Origin of the sequence: Acinetobacter sp. YH12152 (assembly GCF_013418285.1) — a bacterium.
Classification (GTDB): Bacteria; Pseudomonadota; Gammaproteobacteria; order Pseudomonadales; family Moraxellaceae; genus Acinetobacter; species Acinetobacter amyesii.
Map to the genome: position 1 here is coordinate 94,601 of NZ_VPCH01000002.1, position 20,813 is coordinate 115,413.

A 20,813-nucleotide genomic window follows, 5' to 3' on the forward strand; every position below is an offset into this window, starting at 1 on the left:
CAAAATGATTGATGTAAAAATATTTTCGCTGTGACGAAAAGTCACCGCATATTAGATTGCTCAGGAGGGTTTATCAATGCCTATTACCGTACATGCCTATACTTCTTTAGAAAATGATGAAGTGCGCAGCCAGCTTGAGCGACTGTATGACACCAGCCCTGAGTTTAGCGACGGTTCCGATGCGATTGAACAACTTGAGCAGAACTTAGCTCAGTATACCTTAGTTTATACTGCAGAATTTAATACAAAATTGATTGGTGCGATTTGGTGTACAGGCCAAGGTGAAAGCAAAACCCTTGAATATATTGTGGTACACCCTGCAAATCGTGGGCGTGGTGTTGCAGAACGTTTAGTCAGTGAAGCCACCCGTATGGAAGAAGAAAAAGGGGTGAAGACTTTTGAGCCGGGTTGTGGCGCGATCCACCGCTGTTTGGCACACATTGGAAAAATTACTGCGGCAGAATAACCTGCCCCCAATTGAAAGCAGCCATTGAGCTGCTTTTTTGTTGGATATATACGTTGTCTTCACAGTAATTTCAGCTGTGGAAATTTGAAATCACTCAAAAAACAAGCAAATAATGTGAAATATTGATTCAAAAATAAACATTTGCACAAAAAAGCGCAACGGATGCTTGACGCCATGAGACTGAAATTGTTTAATACGCCCCATCGGCGTGATAGCTCAGTAGGTAGAGCAACGGATTGAAAATCCGTGTGTCCCCAGTTCGATCCTGGGTCTCGCCACCATATTCAAAACTGATTTTTCAGTTTATCAATCCCTGATCCCATCAGGGATTTTTTTTGCCTAAAAAATATGCATACGAAAAATATTTTTATAAATATGATTGACTAATTAACTGAGATGCGGCTTAATACACCGCATCGGCGTGATAGCTCAGTAGGTAGAGCAACGGATTGAAAATCCGTGTGTCCCCAGTTCGATCCTGGGTCTCGCCACCATATTCGAAAAACCTCAAACGATTGTTTGAGGTTTTTTTTCGTCTGCTGTTTTTCAGGTGTTGATATTTCGCACAGTTTAACTGCTACAATCGATGCCAGATGATGGGCCCAATTGCTATAAGAAAATTATTAAAAAATAAGGGTTAAGGTTATGAAAAAAATATTATTTCCTGTTTTGATTGGCATGATTGCCTTGCTGAGCGCATGTGGTGGCGGGGGCGGTAGTAATGTCGATTCTTCCTATTCTAAAACCATTATTCAAAATGGTGTGACCTATGAATGTAAAAGTGAAAATGCAGCAGCGCTTTGTGATAATGGCAATTGCTCTTCCTGTGAATCATCGCTCGATAAAATAATTACAGCATCGTGCAGCACCAGTATTTCCGCAGGGCAAACAATTTATGCCGTGACCAAAACGGGCTGTGTATCCAATATGAAATCGGGCAGCAGAATAACTGCAGCATGTGATAATGGTCTGCTTAAATTAAAAGTTGGATCTAACTTTAGCTTAAATCAGGTGATTAACACGGGTACGACGATGAGCTCTGGTGAATATATTGTCGGCACAGAAGTGCTCCGCTGCAGGCTTTAATCAAATGAACATAGTTTCGTGGAGTGACAGTTGAAGCGACTTCAATATCTGATGCTTGGACTGCTTTGTTTTGCACTGGGCTATATTGCGGCATCGTGGAATGACCAACCAAGCTTGACGTCGCCGCCACCTGAGCACTCGCTTGTCTCTTTGGCGACGAATAATCCTGTGGCACTCTTGGCTTTAGATCGAGATACCTCGGATCAGCCTCATTCTAAAGATATACAGCAACAACTCAAAGGCCAACATCTTCAGCTAAAGAGCATTATTCAGCAGACTTCAGATCAACAATTGGGGCAATATTTACAGCAGGCATTTCCCAATTACAGTTTTGCAGGGATTCAAAATAAGCAGCAGTTTGCGCAGCAGATGTTAGACGAATTTCTACAAGCCAAAAATGATCCGCAGCAGCGATTGGCAGGGCAAGCGTATGTGACTGATCAATCACAGACAGATGTAGATCAAGTTTTACCTCGTGAAATCTATGTCACACAGCCGTTGTATGCACATTTTGATACCATGGGTAAAGTTCCAAACAATACGCAAGTTATGGTGCGTTGGACGCATCGTGATAGCGGTGAAGTGCTGCTCTTTACGCCACGCAAAGTTAGTGAGCAACAGCAACAAAACTGGGTGAGTTTCTATCCCATGACTGGATGGAAAACTGGTCATTATGATGTGAAATATTATCAAATGAATGATCAATTAAGCCCGATTGCACAGACCAGTTTTTATATACAGCACGTGATTGAGTAAATATTTGAAGCTCAAATTTTATCGCTGAAGCAATGACTTAAGTGCTAGTTTCCAACCCTAAAAATTCGATTAAACTGATAAAAAAATAAATAATGAATTTTTACAATGAAAGACCTTTTCTCTACAGGGAGTGCGCTGTATCAACAATCACGTCCAAGTTATTCTGCTGAAGTTGTCGATAGCATCTTGCAGCATGTTGCCGTGCGTGAATTGGCATGGGACTGTGGTGCAGGTTCAGGTCAATTTACCAAAGGTTTGGCGTCCTATTTTCAACAGGTTTTAGCGACAGATCTGAGTGCCGAACAATTGGCACAAGCACCCAATTTAGACAATGTGCGTTATGAGCAAGCTAGCGCCGAACATTGTCCGCTTGCCGACCATTCAGCGGATTTAATCACAGTCGCGCAAGCGATTCATTGGTTCGATTTTGCTACATTTTATGCAGAAGTACGACGCGTATTGAAACCCCAAGGTCATATCGCCATTGTGGGTTATGGTCTGATTCAATTTGAACACGCGGAATTGAACCAGCTTTTACAGGATCTGTATTTTGTCACGTTAAAAGGCTATTGGGATGCTGAACGTTGTTACATCGACGAAGAATATCGCAGTATTCCGTTTCCATTTCAGGAGTTAGCGACACCTCAGCTGTTTTTAAATTACAGGTGGAGTTCACAGCAAATTTTGGACTATTTGCAAACGTGGTCTGGGCTTAAACACTATCAACAGCGGCATCCGACACTTCAGCCGTGTGCAGCTTTGCAGGATTTCTTTAGCCGACATCCGCAGCAAGAGTTTGCTTTGTCATTTCCTGTGCTGTTAAGAATTGGAACAGTATAAAAAAGAAAAAGCAGTGGTAATGCAGATAGGTAAAGGACGATATCTCAAGTCTAGAATGAGCAACGTGAGGTTTAAACTAGCTGTGCTATCCTGCCGTTTGTCGGGGTTAAATCTGGTAAATTGATTAATTGTTGTACAATAATAGCAGTGTAAATTTTTTCAATTTTCTATTTTTAAATCTCTCGGAATGAACATGATGAATCTTCCTAAATCTGTTTCCGTTTTGGTTTTTGTTAGTGCAGCAATGACGGCTATGAGTACATTGGCTGCGGAAAAAGCCACTACAAAAGCTGATGAAACCGAACAACAAGCTATTCAGATGCCTGCTTTAACCATTATGGCAGAGCGTGAAATGCGTGCAGAGACGGGCATTGTTGAGTATCAAGAGCAGGTGGATCGCCGTAAAGCCTTACAGCAACGGGTGATGCAACTTGAGCGTGATACTCAAAACAAAGGTGTCGATGCAACAATCGTGTCAAATATTGATATCTTACCCGCCACAGCAGTGCCAGATATGTCGAATTTATCGCCTTTGATGCAACAGCATGTTTTAAATATTGCCGCAGGTTTGCAGTCTTCTGACCCACGCAATGGTTTATATATTATGTTGCAACCCTTTGGGATCGACCGTAATGCGACCAATGTGCAAATCAGTCGTGAGCAAATCAATCTCGGAAACATCGACCGTCAGTTAAATACCAATCCGATCAAGACCCCATAATCGAATACATCTCTACAGTACATTGAAGGCGAAAATTCATGTTTTATCCATGAATTTTCGTTTTGATGACATGCGCAATTTAAGACTTTCTATATTGATGATTTCAAATAGCCACCTTAAAAAGCATGGCTATTTTATCGTCAATCTTCAAACTTTTGGTTAAACTGAATAAAAGGGCATTCGGAGCTCATTATGCCGCGTATCTTTGTTGTCTTGGCCAGTGCTACGGTATTGGTCTTTGGATGGATGTTTTATCAATATTCAGTACAGCAAAAAGAAGCTGTGCAACTCTCGACCTATGAAACGGTTTTGCGCGAAAAAACCGAGCAAATTTTTCAGCAAGCTCAGCACTGGGAAGAACCGATACAACTTAATGTGACAGATGCACGGCTAACGGGTGATTATAAAATCATGTCGGATTTTATTTTGAGCCAAATGCTGCAGCGTGCAGAAGCGCGAAATCAATATATTCGTGATCTTAAAGCACTGAATTGGGATAAATTTCTCGACATCGATCGCTTGTTGCAAGATAAAAAAAACCAATATCAAGAGACTGAGCAAATGCTGCAACAGGTGCATGCAGTAGTCGATGCTTATGAGCAAAAAACCACACAGCAAGAGGAAAATGGTTTAGCTCAGGCCAAACAGTTGGCGGTCAAACAGGTGTTTCGTCAGCAAATTGCGCAGAGTTTAAGAGACAGTCGTGATAGTGATGAGTCGCATGCTTTATTTGAGTTAGAAAAGCAAAGCTTGGCGAAGGCTGATGAGCTCTTTGCTGTGCTGAAAGCCAATAAATGGGAAAAGAAAAATAAATTATTTATGTTCTATGAAGATGCGCCTTTAAAGCAGTTTAATCAGCTTTATACAGAGATGTTAGCGCTCAATGCGCAAATGGATGAGATTCGCCAAAAGAACCGTTCAGAGTTGAAACAAAAGCTTTAACTGACTGTCATCACTCTTTCAAATTTGCGCGATAAAGTGGCTTTTAGCAGGGTTTTACATCATATAGAGGTCCATGCTCATGCGAGCTATTCAGATTTTTGATGATATTCAGCAGGTCTATATCGACTTTATCGCAAACCGCCAATATCCACGTTTGGAGAGTCTAAACAATTGGGGCAAGAACCGGTTTTTCTTCAGTCAGTATTTTCGCATGATTGAAGATTGGCATCTGACTGAACAGATTGTGATTGAATTTAATCAACAATTTTATAGTTTGGATACAGGGACGGCGCCTGACTTTATGGATCAAGATAAATACATGGCTTGGTTGATGGAACAATTACAAATATTAAAATAAGTCCTTTTCATTCAAATTATTCAGCACAGCTTCGAGACATGTTATGCAATTCAAAGCCATCCTTTAGCGGATGGCTTTTTTTGTTGCTATCGAGCATCATTTTGGGAACTGAGTTCCGAACTAGCATGAATAACGCAAAAAACATTGGCTTTAAAACAGTCTTCGATTGTTTAAATTGCAAATTTAATACAACTATTAATCAATAGTGTGACTTAAATCACTTAAAATACGCCGAAAATTTAAACATAACTTTTTAGCCAGCAGCCCATATCGCATAAGAAGCTGAGCTGTATTGAACTTGCAAGCATTCTAACCTTAGACCGATTGGCTTTGAATGAAAGGTTTATCGCCATTTTTAGAGACGATTTTTTTAGCGTATGAAAAAATTAATACTGCTATGGCTTGCCATATGTGCGGTTTCATTGGTGTCGATAGGCTATACCTATGAATTATTTATTAGCCCTGTTTGGGTGGTAAATGCATTCGCGGCCTATGGCATGATTTTAATGCGGAAGCATTTAAGCCACGACTTACTGATCGTGCTCTATGCTTTTAGTGCGATCTTTGTGGCCTCGCTGATGGTCGATCCCGCCAAGACATTAGAGGATAAATTTCTCCTGTGTGCGATTTCGGCATTTCAAATTTGGGTATTTATTAAAGCCTATTTGGCACTGAGCCATTTAAAAAAACGACGCTTTAAGCGAACCCTGATGTTGGCTGTTCCGAGTATCGTGAGTGCTTTTGCAGGCAGTCTATTGTTCGTGGCGTGCTTTCAGATGGACAACCAATACTTTGCCTTTGTTGATTATTTTCTAGAGCAATTTGCAACAAGTTTAGCTGTGGTATGTTTACTGTTTGGTGTTCAGCGCTGGATGAATGTACCGTGGATGGATTATGGCTATCTGATCGTGGCATTGGCCGTGCAATATGTGATCTCAAATGATCAGATCTTCTATGCCTGCATGGTCTTGCCTTTATTGATGTGTTATTACGCGATCAAATACGACCTCAAAACCTTTTGCTGGCTGATTGGCTTAATGACGCTGATCTGTGGTTGGTATGGTGCCATGCCATTGGCTGGGGAATATTGGTCAGATGCACAAGTACATATGCTTTCGCGGATCAGTTCTTATCGTTTGGCATTGGGTATTTATCTGATCATTTTTCTGTTTATTTGTGAGCTGTATGCACGAAATAAACGCCTGTATTTGGCTTTGCAACGTGTGAGTTTTTGCGATGAATTGACGGGGCTGAAAAATCGCCATGCTTTTAAAGAACAAATATTTATAGAGGGTGCGGTTGATAAAGGCTGTGTCATTTTGCTCGATGTCGATAATTTTAAAAAAATTAATGACCAATATGGACACCAAATGGGGGACAGTGTTTTGGTGCATTTGGCAAAAATCTTAAAAAATTGTAGTCCACGCGCGAGTTTTATCAGTCGTTGGGGCGGTGAAGAATTTTTAATTTTGCTCGAAGGTGCCGATTTGGAGCAGGGTAAAATGTTGTGTGAAACAATTTTGGAACGCTGCGAACATGTGCCGTTTCGAAAAGATCAATTAAGGCTAGATGTCAGCTTTAGTATGGGCTTGGCCGAGTTTCAACAGTTGAGTTTGTCCAATTACTCCACGACTTTACAACATGTCGATGCCTGCCTATATCAGGCGAAATCACAAGGGAAAAATCAGTTTGTTTATCAAAAGATTATTCCGTTGGCAGAAAGCAGTATTGCAGTCTAAATGGGCAAAAAAAAGATGCCGTGAAGGCATCTTTTTTTGCATTTAATCAACGATTAAGCTGCTTTTTTGAACCAAGAAAAGAAACCTTTTTTCTCAGCTTTAGCTGCTTCAGTTTTTTTCTCTGCACATTTTTTAGCGCAGTCTTTTTTCGCTTCAGCTTTTACTTCTTCAGTTTTAGTTTCAACAGCTTCTTTTGCATCAGTTGCTTTTTCTACAGCTGCATCTTTTGCTTCAACAGTTTTTGCAACGACAGCATCTTTAGTTGCTACAGTTTTTGCTACAGTCGCGTCTTTTGCTGCAACAGTGTTTGCAACAACAGCGTCTTTAGCCGCTACAGTTTTTTCTACAGTTGCATCTTTTGCTGCAACTGCAGTTTCTTTAGTTGCTGCTGCTTTTTCTACAACTGCTTTTTTCATGTCAGCAGTTTTTGCTTTAGTGGTTTCTTTCACTGTTAAAGTTTTAGTTTGAGTCGCTTTTTCTGCAACAGCCACTTGAGTTTTAGCAGCATCTTTAGTTGCTTGAGCAGCAGCTACAGTTGCAGTTTTCGCTTGTGCAGCTTGAGCTTTTACAACTTCAACAGCAGTCGCAGGTTTTTGTTCTACAGCAGTAGTTGCCATAGCAGAAGTTGTAGCAGCAACTAAAGCAACAGCTAAAGTAGTTTTGATCGCGTTCATAGTCATCACTCTATAAAACTTAGTTAAAATAAGGCATTGTAAATTTTATGCCTTATCAACAGCGCTTAGGTTACACGGCACAGAGTGAGGGATTCGATTGTGTGAATATTCCACCAATGTTACAAACGGATAACATGGTGTAACGCAGAAAAACAAACAAAAACAGCGTGCATTGCACAGCATTCGAAATTTTCAATTCAAAGCTGATTTAAAATCACTGTTAAAGCCGTTATTGTGAATATATATTTCTGCCATTGGTATGGCATAAAAATAAAGTCGCATGAGGGATAACATCAGATGCAGCAGCTTATTTGTTATAAACAGCTCCCTGTGTGGACGCAGCAGTCGATTCCACAAGGTTTTAAACAACAGCACAATACCAAAGCAGGCACTTGGGCAAAACTCACCGTACTGCAAGGTGAAGTGAACTTTGCCATGTTAGATGCGTCTGGAAATATCCTTTCCACGCATGTATTTAGCCCAGATCAGCCACCGCCGTTTATCGAACCGCAGGCGTGGCACAAGATTGTGTCTGCGAGTGACGATGTGCAATGTCAGTTGAGTTTTTATTGCTTAGCACAGGACTATTTTTATAAGAAGTATCAGCTCAGTCCAACACATTCAGAAATTTTGGCAGCAACACCATATTTGCAAGGTGGTCGTGCTTTGGATGTCGGCTGTGGGCAGGGGCGTAATTCGCTGTACTTAAGTCAGCTGTCTGAGCAGCGCTTTGAGGTGGATGCATGGGATGTCAATCCACACAGTTTGCACAAGCTGCAAGAGGTGATCGCTGCGGAAGGCATTGAAAATATTCATGTACAGCAGCGTGATCTAAACGCTGACCCAAGCATTACAGGTACATATGATTTTATTTGCTGTACCGTGGTGATGATGTTTTTAGAAGCCAAGACAGTGAAGCCTCTGATTCAACATATGCAGCAAGCCACCAATATCAATGGTTATAACCTGATTGTCTGTGCGATGGATACGCCTGATATTCCTGCGCAGTCTGACTTTCCATTCAGCTTTAAAGCAGGGGAATTAAGTGCCTTGTATGAGGGCTGGAACATTGTGAAATACAATGAAAATGTCGGGGAGCTGCATCGGGTGGATTCAGAAGGGCAGCGGATTAAACAGCATTTTGCGACTTTGTTGGCGCAGAAAATTTAAGCTTAGAATTGTAGGATGTTGAGTTGAAGGGATGGGGATCAACTCAACACTTACTTAATACTGGAAAAATGGGAACCATTTTGAGCTAGTCAGGCTGTATGTGTACTTAGAAAATTCAACCAATTAAATATGATCATACTCTGATTTAAGGCTGATAAATAAAGCCTAAAGCTTTTAAAGGCAATTGAATGATGTCGATTGTGAGTGTTAAAGGCAATAGTGGTAATTCTGCCAATTTTTCCTGCCCTGACTTTTTGACATAGCCACTTTGGTCTTCGTAATGCTGGATACGGATCTTATATGGATGGCTTAAGGGCTTTAAATCTGCGGCATTCGCAACTTTTGGGTAAACCGTACCTGCAATTTCTAAGTTAAAGAGATGATCTTGCTGTTCTGCCTTTGAACAATCACATGGTGCTACGCCATATTGGTTGAATAATGCCCTTTCCGTAGGACTTAGTGTTCCATTGGGAGGCGCATAATAAAATTTAAAGCTTCCGCTAAATTTAGTGCTGTTCGGGCTCGGAGAATTAAAGTCAAGTTCTCGATGGAGACGAATATATTGTGGATTGAGTTGGCTTATCAGTTGAATAAAATCAGCACCGCCTTTATTGATCACATAGCTGTATTTATTGCCTGCGACTACGATGCTATCGATTGGTTCATTGGGTATTGCTTTAGCGGGTTTGCCAAATGCGATCACATCATCTTCAAGGATTGTTCTCCATGCATATTTTGTTTCGTATTTTTGAAACAGATCACGGGAGAGTTCACCGATTTGATTATTTGTAACGCAAGCTGTAAGAAAAATAAAAGTGCTTAGGCAGCTCATCTTTAAGAGGTAGTGAAGTCGTTTATTTATCATTATTATGCATATTTAAGTTTTGGTTCAGGCCTTACCATAATTCAAAAATCGCTGAAAATCGAGAATTAACGTATTAACTTTAAAAATATGCTGAGGCGTTTTTACGGTTTGTTTAGCACGGTTTTTTGTTGAAGATTTTTGAACAAAATTTATTGCACTATGAAATTTCCCTCTCCTTTTAAGGAGACTTGCGCAGAATACCGCTCAGGGATAGGATTTATATGAAAAATTTCCCCTCATCCTCTTGTGGTGCATGCTGCTCACCCCAGAGGGAGAAGGGGCTTCTAGTATTATTCATGCGAGTTTAGTTAACATAAAAAAAACCCCGCACTAAACGGGGTTTCTTTTATCTCAGTATTTAATTAAAAATTAAACACGTTCGATAATGGTCGCGATACCTTGACCCAAACCGATACACATAGTCGCAAGACCGATTTGCGTATCTTGCTGTTCCATTACGTTCAACAATGTTGTTGTGATACGCGCACCAGAACAACCCAATGGGTGACCCAATGCAATTGCACCACCGTTCAAGTTCACACGGTCTTGTTGATCATAAATGCCTAAGCCTTTAAGAACAGACAAACCTTGTGCTGCGAACGCTTCGTTCAATTCAAAAGTTTGAATATCAGCAATCGATAAGCCAGCACGTTTAAGTGCTTTTTGCGTTGCTGGTACAGGACCATAACCCATGATCGCAGCATCACAGCCTGCAACTGCCATAGAGCGGATGACAGCACGTGGCTTAAGACCTAAAGCTTGAGCACGTTCAGCAGACATCAGCAACATTGCAGACGCACCATCAGACAACGCTGAAGATGTTGCAGCAGTTACTGTACCGCCTTTCGGATCGAATACTGGACGTAAAGCTTGGAATGCTTCAAGGTTTGCATCAGGACGAATCACTTCATCAATATCGCACAGAATTTTGAAGCCATTTGCATCGTGACCTTCAACGCCCACGATTTCATTTTTGAAACGACCTTCTTGTGTTGCAGCCCAAGCACGGCGGTGTGATTCAACACCAAACGCATCTTGTTCTTCACGAGAAATACCGTTCATACGACCTAACATTTCAGCCGTTAAGCCCATCATGTTAGATGCTTTTGCATAGTGCTTAGACGCTTCAGGGTTGATGTCGATGCCGTGCATCATGCCAACGTGACCCATGTGTTCTACACCACCAATGATGAAGATATCACCTTGGTTGGTTGCAATTTGCGCAGCCGCTGTGTGGATTGCTTGCATAGAAGAACCACAAAGACGGTTCACTGTTTGACCTGCAACAGTACGTGGTAGGTCTGCTAACAATGCAATGTTACGACCAATGTTCATACCTTGCTCTAGGGTTTGGTTTACACAGCCCCAGATAACGTCTTCAACTTCATTGGTATCAAACTGGTTACGAGCAACAAGCGCGCGTACTAATTCAGCAGATAAGCTGTCAGCACGGACGTTACGGAACATACCATTTTTGGTTTTACCCATTGCTGAACGTACGCCATCAACGATGACAACGTCACGTGGATTTAAAGTAGCCATTCACGTTGCTCCTTAACCGTAGAATTTTTTGTTGTTAGCAGCCATGTCACGCAACATTTGTGGCGCTTCATAAGCCTTACCTAAATACGCATATTTGTCGCAAAGCGCTACGTATTCAGCGACACCTGTTTGGTCGATGTAACGGCATGGACCACCACGGAATGGAGGGAAACCTACACCCATGATCATCGCCATATCTGCTTCAGCAGCAGTCGCTACGATGTTGTCTTCTAGGCAACGAACAGTTTCGTTACAGAAAGTCAGCATCATACGGTCAATGATTTCTTGAGCATCAAATTCACGTTTTTCCGCAGTTGCAACAGAAGCCACAAGTTCGTAAGCCACTGGATCAACCACTTTGGCTTTCTTACCTTTACGGTCAAGTTCGTATTTGTAGAAACCAACGTCGTTCTTTTGACCAAGACGTTTGTTTTCGTACATGGTTAAAGTTGCACCTTTGTAGTCTGGCTTCATGCGGTCAGGGAAACCTTCCGCCATTACTTCCGCACCGTGTACGCCTGTGTCGATACCCACAACGTCGATGAGGTAAGCAGGACCCATTGGCCAGCCGAATTTTTCCATCACTTTATCAACTTGCTGGAAGTCAGCACCGTCTTTCAGTAGAAGGTCAAATGCACCGAAGTAAGGGAATAGTACGCGGTTTACCAAGAAGCCTGGGCAGTCGTTAACTACGATTGGTGTTTTACCCATTTTCTGAGCAAGAACCACAGTTGTCGCGATTGCTTCAGCAGATGTTTTCTCACCGCGGATCACTTCTACCAATGGCATCATGTGAACAGGGTTAAAGAAGTGCATACCTACGAAGTTTTCAGGACGTTGTAGGTTTTCAGCCAAACGTGTGATTGAAATTGTTGAAGTATTTGAAGCAATGATCGTATTGTCACGAACATTTTTCTCAGTTTCAGCAAGTACGATACCCTTAACTTTCGGGTTCTCTGTTACTGCCTCAATCACGATGTCCACTTCTTTGAATTCGTCATAGCTTAATGTAGGACGGATGCGAGCAAGAGTTTCACCCATTTGAGCAGGTTTCATCTTCTTACGTTCAACTTGTTTGGTCAGTAAGCCATTTGCTTCTTTCATACCTAAAGCAAGTTGTGGGTTACCAATGTCTTTCATGATGATTGGTGTGCCTTTGCTTGCCGCTTGGTAAGCAATACCACCACCCATGATACCCGCGCCTAATACAGCGGCTTGGTTGACAGGGTGCGCACCTTTTTCATATTTCTTCGAAGTTTTCTTCACAATTTGGTCGTTAAGGAATAAACCAATTAACGCACCTGCTTGTGGAGTTACAGCCGCTTTAGCAAAACCTTGCGCTTCGATTTTCAATGCTTCATCACGTGGAAGGCTTGCACCTGCTTGTAATGAGTCTAAAAGAAGTTTTGGCGCTGGGTATTGAGCAGGATTTGCTTTTGCAAGAACTGCACCTTTCGCTGTATTGAATGCCATCATTTGTTCAAGCATGTTCAATTTAACAGGATCTAATTTTTCTTGACGTTTTGCTTTCCAGTCTACACGGCCAGCAATCGCTTGTTTTACAAGGTCAATTGCAGCGTCTTGTAGTTTGTCTGCAGCAACAACTGCATCAACAGCACCGTCTTTGAGCGCAGCAGCCGGCTTTTTCGGTGCAGCCATTGCCATCCATTCAACCGCATTGTCGATACCAATCACGCGGCTTAAACGAACCGTACCACCAAAACCAGGGTAGATACCCAGTTTGATTTCTGGAAGGCCAACTTGTGCAGCTTCTGACATCACACGATAGTCACACACTAAGCACATTTCAAAACCGCCGCCCAATGCCATACCATTGATTGCAGCAACTTTAGGAACGTTTAGATCTTCAAACGCATTGAAGATGTCGTGAACAGGCAATGCCCAATCCACAATCGCTTGTTCGCCTTGAGCGAAGTTTTCACCGAATTCAGTGATATCTGCACCCACGATAAATGTAGATTTACCTGAAGTAACGATTAAACCTTTGATGTCACCGTTTGCTTTAACAGCGTCAATTGCAGCTTTAAAATCTTCAATTGTTGCGCGGTTAAATTTGTTGACCGACTCACCTTGTAAGTCAAAGCGGAATTCTGCAATTCCGTCCGAAAGCATTTGGACGGTAATGGCATTGCCAGCGTGGATCATGCCTGATCTCCTTTATTTTGGAGGACTTCTAAGTTGATGTTGTGAAGCGAGTACGCGGTTCCTGCGTACACTTTATGCCTCGCTAATCTTACGATAACTATATCTAAAAAGAACATAACAAGTTGTATCAAGCCGTGACGCTAGGGTCATCAAAATTTCTTTTGGAAATAGCCTTCGGATCTGCCTTTAAACGCTATCGCTCTGATTAAATATGTTGAAGCTTATGTTTCAGTTCACATTTTTTTATAAATGTAAGCTATAGATTGAGATGCGAAAGAAAAAATCAAGAAAAAAGCAAGTGTATTTTTCGGCAGAATGGTCAATTCACTTTTACTATTGTCATCCATCTTTGCTGAGACACAGTGTTCTATGCTGCTTATTTAAGCGTCACTGAGCACTATGCTATACTCGCCGCGTTCTCAAAAGTTAATTTTTTATTAAGCACAATGCTTATTAGCACCAGGTCCTCATATGATTAAGTGGATTATCCTGGCGGTCTTTGTCATTTCTGCGTTTTATATCCAGCAACGCGGTAAAGTCCGTCATTCATTTTATCGTCAGTTTTTTGATCATTCGACATTGCTCGCACCGATCAATTTTCTCATGTACATGTTTTCAAAAGTGCCGAGCCAACCCTATATTGACACGCAGCATTTTAAAGATTTAAAAGTCTTAGATGAAAACTGGGAAATGATTCGTGATGAAGCCAAGGCCTTATATGAAAAAGGGGGCATCAAAGCATCGAGTACTTATGATGACCTTGGATTTAACTCGTTCTTTAAAACAGGTTGGAAACGCTTTTATTTAAAATGGTATGACTCAGCCCATCCTTCGGCTGCTGAACTTTGCCCAAAAACTACGGCCTTGTTAAAAAATCTACCCACTATTAAAGCCGCGATGTTTACTGAGTTGGCGCCTGACAGTCGTTTAGTCCGTCATCGTGATCCCTATGCCGGTTCATTGCGTTATCACTTGGGCTTACTAACGCCGAATAATGACCGTTGTTTTATTGATGTCGATGGTCAGCGGTACTCATGGCGTGACGGCGAGAGTGTGGTGTTTGATGAAACCTATATTCACTATGCTGAAAATAAAACGGATCAGAACCGGATTATTTTCTTTGCAGACGTTGAACGGCCATTAAAGTCAAAGTGGATGGAAGCTTTTAACCATTGGTTTGGTAAAAATGTCATGACTGCTGCGAGTTCACCGAATGAAAGCGGTGATAAAACGGGTGGTTTAAATAAAGTATTTGGCTATGTCTATCAAATTCGTATAAAAGCCAAAGCCTTGAAAAAAACCAATCGTTCACTGTATTACTTTTTAAAGTGGTTCCTAATGTTGGGGCTGTTCTTCCTGATTTTTGTACGCCCATATTTATTTTAAAAGTAGAATAAATATTGAAAAAATGCGCCCTTAGGGGCGTTTTTTTATGCTGACAGTCAGCAAAATATCAGTTATCGTGCAAGCAGAATAAAAATAATTATGCAGAGCAAATCTGCAAAAAGCAGAAATAGTGTTAGCCAGAATAAGCTAGAACCAGAATAAGCCAGAAAAAGTGAGCCAATAGACGAGGAATATGATGTTGACGTCCGAACTTAAGCCCATGCAAAACCGTTGAGCTGAAAGAAAAGCGTCATCATCAATGATAGCCAAAACCCAAAGGTGAAAACGGTGGAAACATTGCAGACCTACTGCATAGAAACCCTGTGTAAACGCCTGAAGGGAAGGATTTGGCGGGAAGGGGATCCGATTCATGAAAGCAACCAACCAAACATTGATGCATCAAATGCATATTTCGATGCAAGATATAGAACGACGTAAACAGTTGCTTGGCTTGACTGATTTAGAGCTGGCGGAATTGGCTTCGATTGGTGGGATTGTGGCGCCGATACTCGACAGTATGGTTGATGAATTTTATGAAAATCAGACCTCAATTCCAGAAATTGCCACTTTGATTGGTGATCTTGATACCTTGAAGCGTTTGCAACGCGCGCAGCATCAATATTTATTGGATTTATTTTCCGGGCGCTATGACAGCGCGTATGTGAATAACCGTTTACGGATTGGTTTGGTTCATAAGCGCATTGGTGTAGAGCCTAAGTTGTATCTCTCTGCGGTACATACCCTAAAGACCATGTTGTTTCGCTTAATTCAGCGTACCTTTAATGATACGGAACAATATCAGCGGATTATTAACACGTTGGAAAAGCTCTTTATGTTCGATACTACATTGGTGGTGGAAACCTATGTATGGAGTTTGATTAATGAGGTGAAGATCTCCCGTGAAAAAATGGAACAGTATGCGCATGCGCTAGAGTTTCGTGCACAAGAAATGGAAGAACTTTCACAGCGCGATCCATTAACAGGACTGTTAAATGTCCGGCATTTATCGACCTTATTGACCAGTATTTTATATACCGCACAGTGTAATCATGAACCTGTAACAGTAGTGTTTATTGATATCAATGATTTTAAAAAGATCAATGATGAACAAGGTCATCCACGTGGAGATCAGGTACTACAAACGGTTGCTGCGGCCATAAAGTCGGTTGCACGTTTAGATGATCATTGCTTCCGTTATGGCGGAGACGAATTTTGTTTGGTCTTGCCTGGTTGCAGTGAAAAGCATGTGGAAGGGAGTTTTATCCCGCGATTACTTGAAACCGTGGAAGAAATGGAAAGTGGCTTGAGTTTGAGTATTGGGCTGTGCCAAACAGACCATCAGCAAGGCTATGTAGACGCCATGAGCTTGGTACAACAAGCCGATGCAAAAATGTATCAAGAGAAAAAGAATTATAAACGTTTGCAGGAACAACCCATGTCGAAAGAAGCGTGATTCGAGCGTAAAGAACGCCAAAAATAACAATAGATGACTAGCGAAACTTGAGCGAAATGGATCTCCATATTCTTGAAAATAATGTGATAAGTATGCTTATTTCCTGCAAAAAATAAAGCTGAAATAGCAGATGCATCCTGCAAAATCTTGTATAGAATAAAAGCAGTTGATGGGGGATAAGATGCAAGTTTTTCGTTCAAAAAAAGATTGGTGGGTGGTGGCGTTTATTGTTTGTATGAGCGGTTTACTCATTCAATTATTACTCACCATGCAAGCCAAAGGCACGATGCAACAATATCCTGTTCATACCGCGGTGTATATTTTGACGGTATTACTGCTGTGGTGGCCAATATTCAATACACGTTATCAAATTTCCGCTACAGAATTAAACATCCGTAGCATGTTTCTACGTTGGCAGATTCCTTTGCAGGATATCCAACGCATCAGTGCAAGTCAGGATTTGTCTGCGGCACCTGCGCTTTCCATTAAACGGTTAAAAATTGAATATCTTCGAGATGGCAAAACCAAATTTGTCATGGTTTCACCGAAAGATCCGCAAGCTTTTGCTAAAGCGATTGGTGTTCCAATCCAATAAATATAAGAATGCTGAATAAAGGTATGTGAGCATGCCTTTTAAAGACCAGTGAATTATTTAATAATAACCAATTGCCCAAGTTGTGCATCTAGGTGTATTTTAGTTTGTTCGGGATGATTCAAAAAATACACCGCCAAAATAGGCTCAAGCTCGACCCGCATTTTTCGTGCTAAATGTCGTGCGCCATAACGAATATCATGGTTCTGATAAAAATGTGCTTTGGCTGCATCTGTGAGTTTGATACTGCGTTTTTGATGTTGTAGGCGTTGATTAAGTTTTTCCAGTTCAATCTCCACCAAACGGGGCAAGGCATCATCTTGAACGGGTTGATATTGCAATACACGATCAATACGGTTAATAAATTCAGGGTCGAATTTACGTTGCATGACTTTTTCAATAATGCTGCTGACCGGCACGCGCTTGAGACAAACCTTTTGTATTTTTTCGGGCAAAAAATTTAACTTATCTAGATATTGCTGTGCCGCTTGTGCACCGACATTGCTGGTCATAAAGATCATACAATTACGAAAGTCGATGGTTTTTGTACCTGAGGTTAGGGTTAATTTTCCGCTATCTAGCACATTCATTAAGCCGCGAAGCACTTCGGTTGACGCTTTTTCCAGTTCATCAAAAAGCACGATGCCCGGACGGGTATGACTACCTGCAATGGCAACTTCATCAAATAAACTATGGCCTTCTTTAGAACCGACATAGCCCGGAGGCGCACCAGTAATGGCAGCCGCATAATGTTCCTGTGCGAGCGTGTTCATATCAATACGGCAAAAGGCATCAGGTCGGCCATAAATCACTTCACTGATTAAACGTACAGTTTCGGTTTTACCAACACCTGTCGGTCCAAGCATTAAAGTTACACAGAGCGGTCGTTCAGGACTGGAAAAATCAGCCTTGACCACATGCAGCATTTTTTCAATTTCGTCTAATGCTGCTTCTTGTCCAATGATCCGTTGCTTTAAGCGTTGCATAACGTCATGCGGTTCAAAATGAAAACGCGGCTTACCCATCAAACGGTTTTTTTCAGCAGTGCTATGCGTCGAAGTTGTCGGGTGTACGACATGGATGGCGGGATTGGCGTTCGTCATGCATCATGTTCCTAAAGCGGGATGTTTTGAGCATAGCAAATTTAGAATTTTGCATTAATAGCTTTTAACAATCAGATCATTGCTATGAGCAACAATAAATTTGCGGGATTGCTTGAAAATGCAGGTAAAAGCATCACATCATGTCAAAGAGCAATATCGAAGATGGAACAAGGCAAAAGTGAACGAAAACGCACGCGAACATATTGAAAAAATTCTTGCCAATATGACGACTCTACCCGGTGTTTACCGCATGCTGGGTAAAGACGGTGAGTTGCTGTATGTGGGTAAAGCAAAGAATTTAAAAAATCGTGTGTCGAGCTATTTTGTTAAAACCATTGAACATCCGAAAACACAGGCCTTAGTGGCACGAATCTACGACATTGAAACCTTGGTGGTGCGTTCTGAAACCGAAGCTTTATTGCTCGAACAAAACCTGATTAAGCTGCATCGTCCGCCCTATAACATCATGCTGCGTGACGACAAATCCTATGTCTATATTTTTATTTCAGCCGATAAACCCTATCCACGAATTGCCGCAGGGCGAGGCAAAGCGAAGCATCAGGCCGGTAAGTTTTTCGGGCCTTATCCGAGTGCTTATAACGCGCGTGATACTTTGGTGGTGCTGCAAAAACTGTTTAATGTGCGTCAGTGTGAAAATAGCTATTTTTCACAGCGCAAACGACCATGCTTGCAATACCAAATTAAACGCTGTTCCGCGCCTTGTGTGGGTTTGATCTCACCCGAAGATTACAAAGAGGATGTCAATAACTCGATTCGGTTTTTACAAGGCGACACTAAAGAGCTTAATCAAGAGCTGATTGGGAAAATGGAAGCTGCGGCCGAAGCACTCGAGTTTGAAAAGGCGGTGTTTTATCGTGATCGTATGGCACTGCTGCGTGATGTGCAAACTCAGCAAGCGATTTATAAAGTCAAAGGCGAGGCAGATATTATTGCCATTGCTTATCAAGCCGGTGTGACCTGTGTGCAAATCATGCATGTGCGCAATGGCAAAATGCTCGGCGGAAAGAGTTATTTTCCTGATATGTTGGGCGATGATTTGGGGCAAATGCTCTCAGATTTTATTGCCAATTTTTACTTTCAGGTGGCAGACGAAATCCCTGCGGAACTCATCATTAATGTCGATATTCCAGATCGCAAAGACATGGAAGATGCGTTGTACCAGCACTTTGATAAAAAAATTCAAATCAAACATAAGGTGCGAGAAACCCGTGCCGAATGGCAAGAGCTTGCACAAATGAATGTGCAGCACGCCATTAAAGGTAAATTGGCCGATCATTTTGAATTGAATGAGCGCTTTCATCAGTTAGAGCAAGTCGTTGGGCGGCCGATTGACAGTATTGAGTGTTTTGATATTTCTCATACCATGGGTGAGGCAACCATCGCGTCTTGTGTGGTCTTTGATGCTGGAGGTGCAAGAAAGCGCGACTATCGCCAATTTTCCATCAATGACATCACCGAAGGCGATGATTATGCTGCAATGCGTCAAGCGCTGACCCGCCGCTATAAAAAGCATATGCTGCCCGATTTGCTATTAATTGACGGGGGTAAAGGTCAATTACACATGGCGATGGAAGTCATGCAAGAACTCGAGCTCGATGCCTTTATGGTCGGGGTGTCCAAAGGTGAGGGGCGTAAACCAGGTTTGGAAACTTTGCACTTTACCGATGGTGAAAAAATTCAATTGCCCGAAGACCATAAAGCCCTGCATTTGATTCAACAGGTTCGTGATGAAGCCCACCGCTTTGCTATTACTAAACATCGAGCGAAACGAGATAAAAAGCGCGGCTCATCGGTACTTGAGGTGATTCCGGGCTTAGGGCCAAAACGTCGTCGGGATCTGTTGACCCATTTTGGTGGCATTCAGGGGGTACTCAAAGCTTCTGAAAATGATTTAAAACTAGTGCCGGGCTTAGGCGATGTGATGGCACGTACCATTTATAAAATTCTGCATGAATAGAGTGAACTAGCCCCAATCGATGACGCATCAAGTCTGAATTTGCCAAAATGCTCATTGACGCATGAGTCACTGATCATTCACATCATTTGATTTTTATACAATGATATAAAAATCAAAAATATGATCAGGGATGATGATGTCACTCGCACAGTTGTATCAACATATTGAACACAATGAATGGGTTGAGATTCCAGAAGGATGGTTGCAAGGACGTACGATCTATGGCGGCTTAGTGGCTGGCATGATGATGCACAAAGCCGTTGCCACCATTGCCGATCCGCAGCGACGTTTACTCAGCTGTAGTGTGACATTTGTAGGCCCAGTACAATTGGCGCCCGTGCGTTTAAGTGCTGAAATTTTAAGACAGGGCAAATCCGTCACCACCATCGAAGTTCGACTTTGGCAAGATGATGCCGTACAAAGCATTTTATTGGCGAGCTTTGGTGTTCCACGTGAATCAAGCATTGCCGTCAATCAGGAGCGTCAAGCACCCGATTTTCCTGAAGTGAGCAGCTTAAAGATTGCCGAACATCATCCACTTGCACCCCAGTGCTTTCAGCAAATGGATTTGGCCTGGGTAGATGGGCAGTATCCGTGTACTGCAAGCAAAAAACCTGACTTTAGTGGTTGGATGCGTTTTAACCCAGAACGTCATGATAACCGTAAGATGACTGTTGCTGACCTAATGGTCTCGATGGATATGTGGCCGCCCGGCGTACTGCCTATGTACAAAACTATGGCGCCTGCGAGTTCTTTAACATGGACATTGACCTATGTACATCTCTTGCAATCAAACTTACATAATTGGTTTAAATATAAAGTATTTACCGATTATGCAGCGGATGGATACGCTACAGAATATGCTCATTTATGGGATGAAAATAACCAGTTGATAGCGATTGCGCGACAGACTGTTACGGTGTTTGCCTAGTGACACTGAGGGGCATTTCGTATAAAGTGAGTGCAACTAACGATG

At 41.9% G+C, this 20,813-nt stretch carries 19 protein-coding genes and 2 tRNA genes; 16 read left to right on the forward strand and 5 right to left on the reverse strand.

What is annotated here, in order from left to right; all coding sequences use genetic code 11:
* Window positions 1–76 precede the first annotated feature (76 nt).
* The 10 genes from FTU83_RS01215 (at window position 77) to FTU83_RS01260 (ending at window position 6,908) form a co-directional block, all read left to right on the forward strand.
* Window positions 77–466: a GNAT family N-acetyltransferase gene (locus FTU83_RS01215; protein WP_078190486.1), complete on the forward strand. Its 390-nt coding sequence runs from the start codon at window positions 77–79 to the stop codon at window positions 464–466.
* Window positions 467–671: 205 nt separating this feature from the next.
* Window positions 672–747: transfer RNA gene (locus FTU83_RS01220), tRNA-Phe, on the forward strand.
* Between the two features lie 137 nt (window positions 748–884).
* Window positions 885–960: transfer RNA gene (locus FTU83_RS01225), tRNA-Phe, on the forward strand.
* Between the two features lie 151 nt (window positions 961–1,111).
* Window positions 1,112–1,552, forward strand: coding sequence for a hypothetical protein (locus FTU83_RS01230; RefSeq protein WP_180105503.1), 441 nt, complete (start codon window positions 1,112–1,114; stop codon window positions 1,550–1,552).
* 30 nt (window positions 1,553–1,582) lie between these two features.
* On the forward strand, window positions 1,583–2,308 hold the full coding sequence (locus FTU83_RS01235) for a hypothetical protein (RefSeq protein ID WP_257222509.1): 726 nt from the start codon (window positions 1,583–1,585) through the stop codon (window positions 2,306–2,308).
* Window positions 2,309–2,413: 105 nt separating this feature from the next.
* Complete coding sequence (locus FTU83_RS01240) at window positions 2,414–3,148, forward strand: class I SAM-dependent methyltransferase (protein ID WP_180105502.1); 735 nt, start codon at window positions 2,414–2,416, stop codon at window positions 3,146–3,148.
* A 193-nt stretch (window positions 3,149–3,341) separates the two neighbouring features.
* A complete protein-coding gene (locus FTU83_RS01245; protein ID WP_373683023.1) occupies window positions 3,342–3,869 on the forward strand; it encodes a hypothetical protein in 528 nt (175 codons plus the stop codon).
* Window positions 3,870–4,061: 192 nt separating this feature from the next.
* The gene (locus tag FTU83_RS01250) at window positions 4,062–4,811 is read left to right on the forward strand and encodes a hypothetical protein (protein ID WP_180101567.1); all 750 of its coding nucleotides are present in this window, start codon (window positions 4,062–4,064) and stop codon (window positions 4,809–4,811) included.
* A 79-nt stretch (window positions 4,812–4,890) separates the two neighbouring features.
* Window positions 4,891–5,169, forward strand: a complete 279-nt coding sequence (locus FTU83_RS01255) for a hypothetical protein (RefSeq protein WP_078190480.1) — start codon at window positions 4,891–4,893, stop codon at window positions 5,167–5,169.
* 377 nt (window positions 5,170–5,546) lie between these two features.
* On the forward strand, window positions 5,547–6,908 hold the full coding sequence (locus tag FTU83_RS01260; RefSeq protein WP_180105501.1) for a GGDEF domain-containing protein: 1,362 nt from the start codon (window positions 5,547–5,549) through the stop codon (window positions 6,906–6,908).
* Window positions 6,909–6,961: 53 nt separating this feature from the next.
* On the opposite strand, the gene FTU83_RS01265 is transcribed toward FTU83_RS01260, so the two are convergent.
* Window positions 6,962–7,582, reverse strand: coding sequence for a hypothetical protein (locus FTU83_RS01265; protein WP_180105500.1), 621 nt, complete (start codon window positions 7,580–7,582; stop codon window positions 6,962–6,964).
* A 297-nt stretch (window positions 7,583–7,879) separates the two neighbouring features.
* Between FTU83_RS01265 and tehB the strand changes: the two genes are divergently transcribed.
* Complete coding sequence (gene tehB / locus FTU83_RS01270; RefSeq protein WP_180105499.1) at window positions 7,880–8,752, forward strand: SAM-dependent methyltransferase TehB; 873 nt, start codon at window positions 7,880–7,882, stop codon at window positions 8,750–8,752.
* Window positions 8,753–8,897: 145 nt separating this feature from the next.
* Here tehB and FTU83_RS01275 read toward each other — a convergent pair whose 3' ends face one another.
* The 3 genes from FTU83_RS01275 to fadB all read right to left on the reverse strand — a co-directional run bounded on the left by FTU83_RS01275 (window position 8,898) and on the right by fadB (window position 13,325).
* Window positions 8,898–9,617, reverse strand: coding sequence for a hypothetical protein (locus FTU83_RS01275; RefSeq protein WP_168379007.1), 720 nt, complete (start codon window positions 9,615–9,617; stop codon window positions 8,898–8,900).
* A 369-nt stretch (window positions 9,618–9,986) separates the two neighbouring features.
* Window positions 9,987–11,159, reverse strand: a complete 1,173-nt coding sequence (gene fadA / locus FTU83_RS01280; RefSeq protein WP_180010561.1) for an acetyl-CoA C-acyltransferase FadA — start codon at window positions 11,157–11,159, stop codon at window positions 9,987–9,989.
* 12 nt (window positions 11,160–11,171) lie between these two features.
* Window positions 11,172–13,325, reverse strand: a complete 2,154-nt coding sequence (fadB, locus tag FTU83_RS01285; protein ID WP_078190473.1) for a fatty acid oxidation complex subunit alpha FadB — start codon at window positions 13,323–13,325, stop codon at window positions 11,172–11,174.
* A gap of 471 nt (window positions 13,326–13,796) precedes the next feature.
* Between fadB and lpxO the strand changes: the two genes are divergently transcribed.
* The 3 genes from lpxO (at window position 13,797) to FTU83_RS01300 (ending at window position 16,759) form a co-directional block, all read left to right on the forward strand.
* The gene (gene lpxO, locus FTU83_RS01290) at window positions 13,797–14,711 is read left to right on the forward strand and encodes a lipid A hydroxylase LpxO (RefSeq protein WP_180022361.1); all 915 of its coding nucleotides are present in this window, start codon (window positions 13,797–13,799) and stop codon (window positions 14,709–14,711) included.
* Between the two features lie 370 nt (window positions 14,712–15,081).
* Entirely contained in the window at window positions 15,082–16,164 is a 1,083-nt protein-coding gene (locus FTU83_RS01295; protein ID WP_180022360.1) for a diguanylate cyclase domain-containing protein, read from the forward strand.
* Window positions 16,165–16,345: 181 nt separating this feature from the next.
* Window positions 16,346–16,759 carry a PH domain-containing protein gene (locus FTU83_RS01300; RefSeq protein ID WP_180105498.1) on the forward strand — a complete coding sequence of 138 codons (414 nt, stop codon included), beginning with the start codon at window positions 16,346–16,348 and terminating at the stop codon, window positions 16,757–16,759.
* Window positions 16,760–16,812: 53 nt separating this feature from the next.
* Here the strand turns inward: FTU83_RS01300 and FTU83_RS01305 are convergent, their stop codons facing one another.
* The gene (locus FTU83_RS01305; protein WP_180105497.1) at window positions 16,813–17,859 is read right to left on the reverse strand and encodes an AAA family ATPase; all 1,047 of its coding nucleotides are present in this window, start codon (window positions 17,857–17,859) and stop codon (window positions 16,813–16,815) included.
* Window positions 17,860–18,037: 178 nt separating this feature from the next.
* Between FTU83_RS01305 and uvrC the strand changes: the two genes are divergently transcribed.
* Entirely contained in the window at window positions 18,038–19,837 is a 1,800-nt protein-coding gene (uvrC, locus tag FTU83_RS01310) for an excinuclease ABC subunit UvrC (RefSeq protein ID WP_180105525.1), read from the forward strand.
* A 136-nt stretch (window positions 19,838–19,973) separates the two neighbouring features.
* Window positions 19,974–20,768: a thioesterase family protein gene (locus tag FTU83_RS01315; protein WP_180054351.1), complete on the forward strand. Its 795-nt coding sequence runs from the start codon at window positions 19,974–19,976 to the stop codon at window positions 20,766–20,768.
* The last annotated feature ends 45 nt before the right edge of the window (window positions 20,769–20,813 follow it).

Excerpts from the sequence above, each read along its gene's own strand:
- FTU83_RS01215 (WP_078190486.1), top strand. The coding sequence starts at position 77 with ATGCCTATTACCGTACATGCCTATACTTCTTTAGAAAATGATGAAGTG.
- FTU83_RS01230 (WP_180105503.1), top strand. The coding sequence starts at position 1,112 with ATGAAAAAAATATTATTTCCTGTTTTGATTGGCATGATTGCCTTGCTG.
- FTU83_RS01240 (WP_180105502.1), top strand. The coding sequence starts at position 2,414 with ATGAAAGACCTTTTCTCTACAGGGAGTGCGCTGTATCAACAATCACGT.
- FTU83_RS01245 (WP_373683023.1), top strand. The coding sequence starts at position 3,342 with ATGATGAATCTTCCTAAATCTGTTTCCGTTTTGGTTTTTGTTAGTGCA.
- FTU83_RS01250 (WP_180101567.1), top strand. The coding sequence starts at position 4,062 with ATGCCGCGTATCTTTGTTGTCTTGGCCAGTGCTACGGTATTGGTCTTT.
- FTU83_RS01255 (WP_078190480.1), top strand. The coding sequence starts at position 4,891 with ATGCGAGCTATTCAGATTTTTGATGATATTCAGCAGGTCTATATCGAC.
- FTU83_RS01260 (WP_180105501.1), top strand. The coding sequence starts at position 5,547 with ATGAAAAAATTAATACTGCTATGGCTTGCCATATGTGCGGTTTCATTG.
- FTU83_RS01265 (WP_180105500.1), bottom strand. The coding sequence starts at position 7,582 with ATGAACGCGATCAAAACTACTTTAGCTGTTGCTTTAGTTGCTGCTACA.
- tehB (WP_180105499.1), top strand. The coding sequence starts at position 7,880 with ATGCAGCAGCTTATTTGTTATAAACAGCTCCCTGTGTGGACGCAGCAG.
- FTU83_RS01275 (WP_168379007.1), bottom strand. The coding sequence starts at position 9,617 with ATGATAAATAAACGACTTCACTACCTCTTAAAGATGAGCTGCCTAAGC.
- fadA (WP_180010561.1), bottom strand. The coding sequence starts at position 11,159 with ATGGCTACTTTAAATCCACGTGACGTTGTCATCGTTGATGGCGTACGT.
- fadB (WP_078190473.1), bottom strand. The coding sequence starts at position 13,325 with ATGATCCACGCTGGCAATGCCATTACCGTCCAAATGCTTTCGGACGGA.
- lpxO (WP_180022361.1), top strand. The coding sequence starts at position 13,797 with ATGATTAAGTGGATTATCCTGGCGGTCTTTGTCATTTCTGCGTTTTAT.
- FTU83_RS01295 (WP_180022360.1), top strand. The coding sequence starts at position 15,082 with ATGAAAGCAACCAACCAAACATTGATGCATCAAATGCATATTTCGATG.
- FTU83_RS01300 (WP_180105498.1), top strand. The coding sequence starts at position 16,346 with ATGCAAGTTTTTCGTTCAAAAAAAGATTGGTGGGTGGTGGCGTTTATT.
- FTU83_RS01305 (WP_180105497.1), bottom strand. The coding sequence starts at position 17,859 with ATGACGAACGCCAATCCCGCCATCCATGTCGTACACCCGACAACTTCG.
- FTU83_RS01315 (WP_180054351.1), top strand. The coding sequence starts at position 19,974 with ATGTCACTCGCACAGTTGTATCAACATATTGAACACAATGAATGGGTT.